The following is a 10,839-nucleotide window of genomic DNA, read 5'->3' on the forward strand; positions in this document are numbered from 1 at the left end:
TAGCTTGATGCGTCGTTTTATCATGCAGCGTTTTTGTCCATTCAGGAGTCAATGATGTCAAACAGTCTGACCTATTGCGATCTTCCGGCGGAGATCTCTCAATGGCCGGGTCTTCCCCTTTCGCTCAGCGGCGACGAAGTGATGCCGCTGGACTACCGGGCGGGTAATACCGGGTGGCTGTTATATGGCAGAAAGCTGGACAAGGCGCGCATTACCCAATTCCAACGCAAGCTGGGCGCGGCGATGGTGATCGTCACCGCCTGGGGCGTGGACGATTATCAGGTGGTGCGGCTGGCGGGAACCTTGACGCCGCGCGCCAAGCTGCTGGCGGCGGAGAGCGGGCTGGATGTGGCGCCGCTCGGCAAAATCCCGCACCTGCGCACGCCGGGGCTGCTGGTGATGGATATGGATTCGACGGCGATCGAGATCGAGTGCATCGATGAGATCGCCAAGCTGGCGGGCGTCGGCGAGCAGGTGGCGGAAGTCACCGAACGCGCGATGCGCGGCGAACTGGATTTTACCGCCAGCCTGCGCCAGCGCGTCGGCACGCTGAAAGGGGCTGACGCCAATATCCTCAAGCAGGTGCGCGACGAACTGCCGTTGATGCCGGGGCTGACCAGCCTGGTGGGTAAGCTGCAGGCGATGGGCTGGCATGTGGCGATCGCCTCCGGCGGTTTCACCTACTACGCCGAATACCTGCGCAACCGGCTGCGGCTGGTGGCGGCGGCGGCCAACGAGCTGGAGATCCGCGACGGCAAGCTGACCGGCGAAGTGTTGGGGCCAGTGGTGGACGCGCAGTTCAAAGCCGATACGCTGCTGCGGCTGGCGGAGAAGCTGGAGATCCCGCTGGCGCAAACCGTGGCCATCGGCGACGGCGCCAACGATTTGAAAATGATGCAGGCGGCGGGGCTGGGCATCGCCTACCACGCCAAGCCGAAAGTGTATGAAAAAGCGCAGGTGGCGATCCGGCATGCGGATCTGATGGGCGTGCTGTGTATTCTCACCGGCAGCCTGAAACACGAAGTGCGATAACGAAAGATTGAGGTAAGACGTGGCAAAAGCGGCAAAACGGGCATTTGTGTGCAATGAGTGCGGGGCGGACTATCCGCGTTGGCAGGGGCAGTGCAGCGCCTGCCATGCCTGGAACACCATCACGGAAGTGCGTTTGGCCGCGTCGCCCGCAGCGGCGCGCAACGATCGCCTCAGCGGCTATGCCGGCGACGCCGGCGTCAGCAAGGTGCAGAAGCTGTCGGAAATCAGCCTGGAGGCGCTGCCTCGCTTCACCACCGGCTTTCTCGAGTTCGACCGCGTGCTGGGCGGCGGCGTGGTGCCCGGCAGCGCCATTCTGATCGGCGGCAACCCCGGCGCCGGCAAAAGTACCCTGTTGCTGCAGGTGTTGTGCAAACTGTCCGAACAGATGAAAACCCTGTACGTCACCGGCGAGGAATCGCTGCAGCAGGTGGCGATGCGTGCTCACCGTCTGGGGCTGCCGACCGGCGGCCTGAACATGCTGTCGGAAACCAGCATCGAGCAGATCTGCCTGATCGCTGAGCAGGAGCAGCCGAAGCTGATGGTGATCGACTCGATTCAGGTGATGCACATGGCGGACATTCAGTCTTCGCCGGGCAGCGTGGCGCAGGTGCGGGAAACCGCCGCCTATCTGACGCGCTTCGCCAAGACGCGCGGCGTGGCGATCGTGATGGTCGGGCACGTCACCAAAGATGGCTCGCTGGCCGGGCCAAAAGTGCTGGAACACTGCATTGACTGTTCGGTGCTGCTGGACGGCGACGCCGATTCCCGCTTCCGTACCCTGCGCAGCCACAAGAACCGCTTCGGCGCGGTCAACGAGCTGGGCGTGTTCGCCATGACCGAACAAGGGCTGCGCGAAGTCAGCAACCCTTCGGCGATCTTCCTTAGCCGCGGCGATGAAGTCACTTCCGGCAGCTCGGTGATGGTGGTGTGGGAAGGCACCCGGCCGCTGCTGGTGGAGATCCAGGCGCTGGTGGATCACTCGATGATGTCCAACCCGCGCCGCGTGGCGGTGGGCCTGGAGCAGAACCGGTTGGCGATCCTGCTGGCGGTGCTGCACCGGCACGGCGGGCTGCAGATGTCGGATCAGGACGTGTTCGTCAACGTGGTCGGCGGGGTGAAGGTCAGCGAGACCAGCGCCGATCTGGCGCTGCTGATGTCGCTGGTCTCGAGCCTGCGCGATCGGCCGCTGCCGAACGATCTGGTGGTGTTCGGCGAAGTGGGGCTGGCGGGGGAGATCCGCCCGGTGCCGAGCGGCCAGGAGCGCATCTCCGAAGCGGCCAAGCACGGCTTCAAGCGCGCCATCGTGCCGCACGGCAATATGCCGAAGAAGCCGCCGGCCAACATGCAGGTGTTCGGGGTCAAGAAGCTGGCGGACGCGCTGGACGTGCTGGAAGAGTTTTATTAATGTCGCTGACGGCGAGCAAGATATGCTATTTTGTTTAGCATATTAAACGGAGGTGGCCATGCCGCAATTTGATTACCTGAAGACGTCCATCAAGCAAAAGGGTTGTACTCTGCAGCAGGTGGCGGATGCCAGCGGCATGACCAAGGGCTATCTGAGCCAGCTGTTGAACGACAAAATCAAAAGCCCGAGCGCGCAAAAGCTCGAGGCGCTGCACCGTTTTCTCGGGCTGGAGTTCCCGCGCAAAGAGGTTAAAGTCGGCGTAGTGTTTGGTAAATTTTACCCGCTGCACACCGGCCACATCTATCTGATCCAGCGCGCCTGCAGCCAGGTGGACGAGTTGCACGTTATTTTGTGCCACGACGAACCGCGCGACCGCGAGCTGTTCGAGAACAGTTCGATGTCGCAACAGCCGACGGTCAGCGATCGCCTGCGCTGGCTGCTGCAGACCTTCAAGTACCAGAAAAACATCCATATCCACTCGTTCGACGAGCAGGGCATCGAACCGTACCCGCACGGCTGGAACGTGTGGAGCGACGGCATGAAGGCCTTTATGGAACAGAAGGGCATCGTGCCGAGCTTTATCTATTCCAGCGAAGCGCAGGATGCGCCGCGCTACCGCGAGCATCTGGGCATCGAAACCATTTTGGTCGATCCCGAACGGTCGTTCATGAACATCAGCGGCAATCAGATCCGCCAGGATCCGTTCCGCTATTGGGATTACATCCCGACCGAGGTGAAGCCGTTCTTCGTGCGCACCGTGGCGATCCTCGGCGGTGAGTCGAGCGGCAAGTCGACGCTGGTCAACAAGCTGGCCAACATCTTCAACACCACCAGCGCCTGGGAATATGGCCGCGATTACGTGTTTTCGCACCTGGGCGGCGACGAGATGGCGCTGCAGTACTCCGACTACGACAAAATTGCCCTCGGGCAGGCGCAATACGTGGACTTCGCAGTCAAATATGCCAACAAGGTGGCGTTTATCGATACCGATTTCGTGACTACGCAGGCGTTTTGCAAAAAGTACGAAGGGCGTGAACACCCCTTCGTGCAGGCGCTGATCGACGAATACCGTTTCGATCTGGTGATCCTGCTGGAAAACAACACGCCGTGGGTGGCGGACGGCCTGCGCAGCCTCGGCAGCAGCGCCGATCGCCTGGCGTTCCAGCGCCTGCTGGAGGAGATGCTGCGCGCCAACAACATCGAGTACGTGCACGTTGAGTCCAGCGATTACGAAGAGCGCTTCCTGCGCTGCGTCGAGCTGGTGCAACAACTGCTGGCGGCGGACGCCGGCCGGCTGGCGAATGCGCCCGCCCATCGCCACGCCGCAGGCTGAGGGAAATTAGCTTAATGTGCGATCGCGGCGGCAGAAACGGCCGCCCGGGCGCACATTTAACGGCTTGTTTAAACATGGTTCATTCGACAGCGACTAAGTTAAGATTTTCTTTACAATAACGCTCAGAAGAAGTCATGTCTTATCGCTTACTCGCTCTCTGGTTGGTCTGCTATGCCGCAGCCTGGACGCTGCTGACCGTTCATCTCGATCCTACCCTGCCTTACGACGCCGTTGAGGCGCTCAACTGGGGCCTCAACGGCGAGTGGGGCTCACCGAAAAATCCTTGGTTGGTCGGTGCGGCGATGCAGCCGGCGATCGGGCTCTCGTGGCTGCCGCTGAACGTTTACTGGTACGGCGGCCACTTCATCGCCATCGCCATCGGCATGTTGGGCGTCTGGCTATTGGCGCGCCGCCTGAGCGGCAGCACCTCGCTGGCCTGGATGGCGCTGCTGACGCTCAACCTGTCCGGCATCATCAATTTCGACATCATTCCCTACAACGACAACTACCTGTTGGTGATGTTGTGGCCGTGGATGGCGCTGTTCTTCCACCTGGCGATCTCGCGTTCGGCCAACTGGTGGCCGGCCTTCGCATTGGCCGCCGGGCTGGCGATGATGGCGAAGTACTCGACCTTCGCCTTCGTCTATTTCGCGGCGCTGTCGACGCTGTTCGTACCGCAGATCCGCCGCTGCTACCGCCAGCCGCAGTTCTATCTAGCGGTGGCGATCTGGTTGGCGCTGGTGCTGCCGAACGTGTTCTGGTTGTGGAACCACGACTTTGCCGCCTTTAAGTGGGTGGATTCGCAGATCAAGATGCAGCTCAATCTCGACATGCTGCAGTCGCTGCTGCTGGTGTTTTATCCGTCGCTGGTGCTGTGGGGGATCCTGCGGCGCAGCGGGGCGGTGCTGGCCTGGCCATCGGCCTTGCCGATGCGGGTGTTGCTGTGGGTCTACCTGTTGCCGCTCGGCATCATTACCTTCTGGTTCTCTTTCAACGTCGGCGGCCGGCTGACCGAATGGCTGCAGCCGTTCTTCATGCTGGCGCCCGCGCTGCTGGTCGGTTGCGTGCGTCAGCCGCCGGTGCGTTCGCTGCGCGCGGCGACCATTGGGCTGATGTGTGCGGCGCTGGCGGTCTATCTGGGTTACGCCGCGGTGATGCTGGGCAACGTGCGCAACGCCGGCCAGAAAATGGTGGGTATCAAGGCGTTCAGCGCCGGGGTGGAGCGGCTGTGGCAGGAGCGGTATGGCGTCGACCTACGCTACGTCGGCGGCGAATACCTGTCGCAGTGGATGACGGTGTACGCCGGTTCCCGGCCGCAGACCATTACGCGCTGGTCCAATCATACGCGGCCGAATATCTACAACGTCAACATCAGCTATCCGCAGATTGCGCAGCACGGCGTCGCCCTGTTCGGGCGGTTGGGTGAAGACTGCGCGCATAGCGATTTCGGCGGGGAGCTGGCCCACTGGCCGAAACTGCGCCTCGACTGGCAGCAGACGCTGACCTTCCGCGCCGATCCGCAGGCCGATGAGCAAACGCTGTGCGTCGGTTTCGTTCGTCCGCAATAACGGCGGCGCAGAACGCCGCCGCGATGCGAACTTAGTAAGCGATAACCAGCTTGCCTTGCATATGGCCGCCGAGTAGCTGTTGATGTGCGGCGGTCAGCGTGTCTACCGACAGCCCGTGCAGGGTTTCGCTCAGCGTGGTGCTCAGCTTGCCCTCGTCCAGCAGCTGCGCCACTTGCTGCAGGATCTTGCCCTGTTGCGCGATGTCCGGGGTGGTGAACATGCTGCGGGTGAACATGAACTCCCAGTGCAGCGCGGCGCTTTTCAGCTTCAGCGCGTTTTGATCCAACGGCTGCGCGTTCTCGACGATGGTGCAGATATGGCCGAGCGGCGCGACCAGCTCGGCCATCGCCGGCCAGTGGCCGTCGGTGTCGTTCAGACACAGGATGTAATCCACCTGCTCGATGCCCTGCTGCGCCAGGTTGCCCTTCAGATCGCGGTAATCCACCACCAGATCGGCGCCGCGCTCACGGCACCAGGCGGCGGATTCCGGTCTTGATGCGGTAGCGATTACTTTCACCTTGCTGCGCAATGCGGCCAGCGGAATGGCCAGCGAGCCGACACCGCCGGCGCCGCCGATGATCAGCAGCGTCTTGTGCTCCGGCGCGTCCTGAATGTTCAGGTGTTCGAACAGCGCTTCCCAGGCGGTGAGGGCGGTGAGCGGCATGGCGGCGGACTCGGCCCAGTTCAGGCTGCGCGGTTTGTGAGCGGCGATGCGTGAGTCGATCAGCTGGTGGCTGCTGTTGCTGCCGGGCCGGGTGATGTCGCCGGCGTACCACACTTCATCGCCGGGCTTGAAGCCGCTGACGCTGCTGCCCACGCCCACCACGATGCCGCTGGCGTCCCAGCCAAGGACGCGTGGCTGCTGCAGGCCGCTTTTCTGCAGACCGGCGTGCACTTTGGTGTCCACCGGATTGACCGACGCCGCTTTCACTTCCACCAACAGATCGTACTGACCGGGTACCGGCATCTCCGGTGAGATTTCGATGAAACCGGCGGGGTTCTGCGGGTCTACGGCAATGGCTTTTATCGACATGATTGTACTCCTTTCAAATGATGCCTCCAGTGTAGACCCGCAGCAGTGGGGTGATAAGATGGACAATATCTAACGGAGTGTTCGTTTAAGGTGAACAATGGAATTCAAACAGCTGCAGGACATGGCGCTGTTCGCGCTGGTGGCGGAGTGCGGCAGTTTTACCGCCGCCGCGCAGCGCGTCGGGCTGCCGAAGTCCAGCGTCAGCCAGCGTATCAGCCAGCTCGAACAAACGCTGGGGCTGCGATTGCTCAATCGCACCACGCGCCAGCTGAACCTGACCTTCGCCGGTGAGCGTTATCTGGAGCATTGTCAGGCGATGATGTCCGCCGCCGAACGCGCCGATCTGGCGCTGCAGCGGCTGCGCGATAACCCGAGCGGCCGCCTGCGCATCTCGACGCCTGCCGGGCTAGGGGCAACCCTGGTGGCGCGGCTGGCGGCGGATTTTCAGCGCCAGTACCCGGACGTTTCGCTGGAGGTGTCGGTGTCCGACGCCATGGTGGATCTGGTGCAGGAAGGTTACGACGCCGCACTGCGTACCGGCAAGCCGCAGGATTCTTCACTGATCGGCCGCCGCCTCGGGTACGCGCCGCGCTATCTGTTGGCTGCGCCGTCCTATCTGGCGCAGCATCCGCCGATCGAACACCCGCAGCAACTGCAGCAGCATCGTTGCATCGCCCATCGGGCTTGGACGGCCTGGAACCTGCGCTGCGGCGACGATTATTACCGCTGGCAGCTGCCGCTGGCGCACACCACCGACAACCTGCTGTATGCACGCGAATGTGCCATTGCCGGTGCCGGCATCACGCTGCTGCCGGCGTTTCTCAGCCGCGAGGTGGTGGCGCAGAAGCTGTTGGTGGAGGTGTTGCCGGCGTGGCGTGCGGAAGGGAACGAGCTGTATCTGGTCTACCCGAGCCGCAAGCTGAATTCCCCGGCGCTGGCCTGTTTCATCGATGTGGTGCTGCAGCATCCGGCGTTCGACGACTACGCGCGCGAGCTGGCGCGGGAATGATGGCCGGGGCGCGCAGAGCCTTCTCTTCAGACGGAGGGCCGCGCCACCTGAACGATGCGCTTCCCTCTATTTTTGCCCGCCAGCAGGCCGACCAGCGCAGCGGGCAGCAGTTCGAAACCGGTGATCAGGTCTTCGATGACCGCAAGTTTTCCTTCAGCGATCCAGACCGTGAGCGCCGCCAGCGCCTGTTCTTGGCGGTGAAGGAAATCGGCCAACAGGAACCCACGCATCGTCAAGCTGTTGACGATCAACACACCGGGGATCCCGGCAGGTGCTGCCGGCGGAGAGGCCGTATCGTACTGCGATACCGCGCCGCAGCAAACGATGCGCCCCTGTTTTGCCATGTGCTGCAGACTGGTCGCCAAAATATTGCCGCCGACGTTGTCGAACAGCACATCGATGCCGTTGGGGCACGAGCGGCGCAGGGCGTCATGCAGATTTTCCGCTTTATAATCTATCGCCGCGTCGAACCCCAGCCTGTCCGTCAGCAGCGCCGTTTTGGCGCCGCCGCCGGCAATGCCCACCGTGCGGCAGCCGTGAAGCCGGGCGATTTGTCCGGCGAACATGCCTACCGCCCCCGCGGCGGCGGATACGACGACGGTTTCACCGGCCTTGGGGCGTCCGCATTCCAGCAGGCCGAAGTAAGCGGTGAGTCCAGGCACGCCGTAAACGCTGAGCAAGTGCGTATGCGGAACGATATCCGACTGCTTGAGCGCGCCTGCCGCCGGTACGACTGCGAAGGTTTGCCAGCCGGTTTCTGCCAGCACTAAATCTCCGGCGGCCAGCAGGGGAGAGCGCGACTCGACGACTTCGGCCAGCACGGTCGCAGCCATGACGTCTCCCGCCTGCAGTCCGGAACGATAGGTGACGCCCTGCATCCAGGCTCGGCTGGCCGCATCCAGAGGCACGTAAAGCGTGCGCAACAAAACCTCTTCAGGGCCGGGGATCGGCATGGGGGCCTCCCGAGTCTGAAAACAATCGACGGTCAGTTTTCCTTGCGGGAGTTTGACGAGGATGATTTGGCGATTCTGCATCGGTGGGCTCCTGATTAAATCTTGCCGAAGGCATCGACGCCGGTGAGTTGCGCCGAGAGTTTCCACAGGCGTTGGGCCTGTTCAGGATCGACGGCGTAGCTTTTTACGCCGCTGAAGGAAAAGCCGGTGTCATCGTTGCGCCGGGCGACATCGCAATCTTCGCAATACAGTCCGCCAAGGCCATTGAGTTGGGGCGATGTCGCCGCCCAGACCTGGGTTGCCGCTCCTTGTTGCGGGGTCTTCAGCATTTCCGGGTGGGCGGGTTTGCCGTTGGCGTCGATCCAGTCCAATGCGAGCATCTCTTCCTGCGAGAGATAGCGCTGTAGCGGCGTTGGGATCATGCCGGGATGCAGCGAGAAGGCGCGCACGCCGGCGTTTTTCCCCAGCTTGTCAAGCTGGAGGGCGAAGAGCGCGTTAGCGGTTTTCGATTGGCCATAGGCCAGCCACTTGTCATAGCCGCTGTGAAACTGAACGTCATTCCAGCGTATGGCGCTGGCATGGTGACCGGAAGAGGAGATGACGACAACGCGGGCGCCGCCCGCCAATGCCGGCCAGAGGTGGCTCACCAGTGCGTAATGCCCCAGGTGGTTGATCGCGAATTGTGCCTCCCAGCCTGGGCCGATACGGGTTTCAGGACAGGCCATAATGCCGGCACCGCAGATCAACATATCGAGGTGGACGCCGGTCGCCAGAAGTTGTTGCGTGAACTTTCTGATGTTGCTCAGGTCGGCCAAATCAAGCTCATAAATGTCGATGTTGCTGATACCGGCGATGGCCAGACGGGTACGGGCGATGACGGGATTGCGGGCGGCGACGATCACCTGTGCTCCCGCTTGCGTCAATGCGCGAGTCGTTTCCAATCCCAGGCCGGAATGACCGCCGGTTATCAGCGCCGTCATGCCGGCCAGTTGCCTATCTTTGAGCACGTCGGCGGCGGTGGTGGTGGCGTTAAAGCTGGTGTTGAGGGGCATTTGTCGGTTCATTGGGCGTTCCTCGCTGCGGTTGGCTGTGACACTGGGAGTGTAAGTCGGCTCTATCAGCGGCTGAATGCAACAAAAACCTAATTTCTGTCGCCATCGTCCTAAGGCCTTTGGCTGGAGCATCGCACGGGCTATGCTCTTGAAAGGGCCTTGGGGGGAGAGGGTATGGATCCTTTATCGGAAGTGCTGGCGCCACTGAACAGCCAGAATGCGTTTTTCGGCGGCCTGAAGGCCGGCGGCGACTGGGCCGTTCATTTTCCCGCTCCGCAAGGCGGGAAGTTCAACGCGGTGGTGCGCGGCGGCTGTTGGCTGGCGGCGGAAGGGCAGGCCGAGCCGCTGTGGCTGGCGGCCGGCGACTGTTTATTGCTGACTCGCAGCCTGCCGCTGACCGTTGGCAGCGACTTGTCACTGCCGGCGCTCGACGCCGACGCGCTCTATCTGCAGGCGAAAAACGGCATGGCGAGCTGCGGCGAGGGGGAAACGTGCCTGTTTATCGGTGGCCGCTTTAGCTTCGGCCAGGAAGTGGAACGGCTGTTTGGCAGCCTGCCCGCGCTGATGGTGATCCGCGGAGGCACGGAAGAGGCTGCCGTGCTGCAATGGGCGTTGCAACGGCTGGCGGATGAGCTGGTTAGGCCTTCGCCGGGCAGTACGTTGATGACGCATCATCTGGGGCAAATCATGTTGACCCAGGCACTGCGGATTTACCTGATGGGGGAGGAGAGTGCGGCGTCGGGTTGGCTGCCCGCCTTGTTCGATCCGCGCATCGGCGCCGCGATGCTGGCGGTGCACGCCGATCCCGCCCGGCGCTGGACGGTGGCGGCGTTGGCCGACGCGGCGAGCGTTTCCCGTTCGACGTTGGCGCTGCGCTTCAAGCAGAAGGCCGGCATGGCACCGCTTGAATACGTGTCGCGCTGGCGCATGTTGCTGGCGGCGCGGGCTTTGCGTACCGGCAGCGAACCGGTGTCCGTCATCGCGCAGCGTTTGGGATACGACTCAGACAGCGCGTTCAGCCACGCCTTTAAGCGCATGATGGCATGCTCGCCGCGCGACTATCGGCGGGCGCGGTGACTAGTCCTGATATAGGTTGACACTTTTCAACCGGATAACGCCCGATGAACCTCATCGGGCGTTTTGTATTTCAGCGACAAGTGCGGCCGCCGCGTGTTGTAGAGGTTCACCGACTCCCTGACCATCTTTCTTGCCTGCGCGATATCTTCTGGCCTGCCGAGCAGGTATTCCGTTTTGAGTATCCCGTTTATCCGTTCCGCCAGCGCGTTCTGATAACAGTCATACCCGTCCGTCATCGAGCAGATGACGCCATACTGATGATGTAACGCCTGATATTCCTGCGAGCAGTACTGGATACCCCTGTCCGAGTGATGCACCAACGGCAACGCCGTGCGTCTGCCGGCCAGTGCCATTTTGAACGCGCAGGCGACATGCCG

9 protein-coding genes and 1 pseudogene are annotated in these 10,839 nt (G+C 62.3%); 6 read left to right on the forward strand and 4 right to left on the reverse strand.

The genetic code is table 11. The annotated features are described in order from the left end of the window. Nucleotides 1-54 precede the first annotated feature (54 nt). The 4 genes from serB to ACJ8IL_RS21315 all read left to right on the forward strand — a co-directional run bounded on the left by serB (nucleotide 55) and on the right by ACJ8IL_RS21315 (nucleotide 5,338). The gene (gene serB / locus ACJ8IL_RS21300; RefSeq protein ID WP_016929162.1) at nucleotides 55-1,032 is read left to right on the forward strand and encodes a phosphoserine phosphatase; all 978 of its coding nucleotides are present in this window, start codon (nucleotides 55-57) and stop codon (nucleotides 1,030-1,032) included. Nucleotides 1,033-1,051: 19 nt separating this feature from the next. Next, a complete protein-coding gene (gene radA / locus ACJ8IL_RS21305; RefSeq protein ID WP_025159617.1) occupies nucleotides 1,052-2,437 on the forward strand; it encodes a DNA repair protein RadA in 1,386 nt (461 codons plus the stop codon). Between the two features lie 58 nt (nucleotides 2,438-2,495). Beyond that, a complete protein-coding gene (gene nadR / locus ACJ8IL_RS21310; protein WP_025305219.1) occupies nucleotides 2,496-3,770 on the forward strand; it encodes a multifunctional transcriptional regulator/nicotinamide-nucleotide adenylyltransferase/ribosylnicotinamide kinase NadR in 1,275 nt (424 codons plus the stop codon). A gap of 134 nt (nucleotides 3,771-3,904) precedes the next feature. After that, nucleotides 3,905-5,338, forward strand: a complete 1,434-nt coding sequence (locus ACJ8IL_RS21315; protein ID WP_049207236.1) for a glycosyltransferase family 39 protein — start codon at nucleotides 3,905-3,907, stop codon at nucleotides 5,336-5,338. Between the two features lie 31 nt (nucleotides 5,339-5,369). On the opposite strand, the gene ACJ8IL_RS21320 is transcribed toward ACJ8IL_RS21315, so the two are convergent. Continuing rightward, nucleotides 5,370-6,371 carry a zinc-binding alcohol dehydrogenase family protein gene (locus ACJ8IL_RS21320; RefSeq protein WP_049205434.1) on the reverse strand — a complete coding sequence of 334 codons (1,002 nt, stop codon included), beginning with the start codon at nucleotides 6,369-6,371 and terminating at the stop codon, nucleotides 5,370-5,372. A 97-nt stretch (nucleotides 6,372-6,468) separates the two neighbouring features. Here ACJ8IL_RS21320 and ACJ8IL_RS21325 point away from each other — a divergent pair, with 97 nt between their 5' ends. Further along, nucleotides 6,469-7,380: a LysR family transcriptional regulator gene (locus ACJ8IL_RS21325; RefSeq protein WP_025305222.1), complete on the forward strand. Its 912-nt coding sequence runs from the start codon at nucleotides 6,469-6,471 to the stop codon at nucleotides 7,378-7,380. A gap of 26 nt (nucleotides 7,381-7,406) precedes the next feature. On the opposite strand, the gene ACJ8IL_RS21330 is transcribed toward ACJ8IL_RS21325, so the two are convergent. Further along, nucleotides 7,407-8,414, reverse strand: a complete 1,008-nt coding sequence (locus ACJ8IL_RS21330; RefSeq protein ID WP_060434188.1) for an NADP-dependent oxidoreductase — start codon at nucleotides 8,412-8,414, stop codon at nucleotides 7,407-7,409. Nucleotides 8,415-8,428: 14 nt separating this feature from the next. Continuing rightward, nucleotides 8,429-9,397, reverse strand: coding sequence for an SDR family NAD(P)-dependent oxidoreductase (locus ACJ8IL_RS21335; protein WP_089181657.1), 969 nt, complete (start codon nucleotides 9,395-9,397; stop codon nucleotides 8,429-8,431). 162 nt (nucleotides 9,398-9,559) lie between these two features. On the opposite strand from ACJ8IL_RS21335, the gene ACJ8IL_RS21340 reads away from it, so the two are divergent. Further along, nucleotides 9,560-10,462 carry a cupin domain-containing protein gene (locus ACJ8IL_RS21340; RefSeq protein ID WP_197811223.1) on the forward strand — a complete coding sequence of 301 codons (903 nt, stop codon included), beginning with the start codon at nucleotides 9,560-9,562 and terminating at the stop codon, nucleotides 10,460-10,462. On the opposite strand, the pseudogene ACJ8IL_RS21345 reads toward ACJ8IL_RS21340, so the two are convergent. Continuing rightward, nucleotides 10,463-10,839, reverse strand: a pseudogene (locus tag ACJ8IL_RS21345) (transposase); the annotation flags it as partial.

It is taken from the genome of Serratia sp. CY47444, assembly GCF_052168635.1.
In the GTDB taxonomy this organism is placed as follows: Bacteria; Pseudomonadota; Gammaproteobacteria; order Enterobacterales; family Enterobacteriaceae; genus Serratia; species Serratia bockelmannii.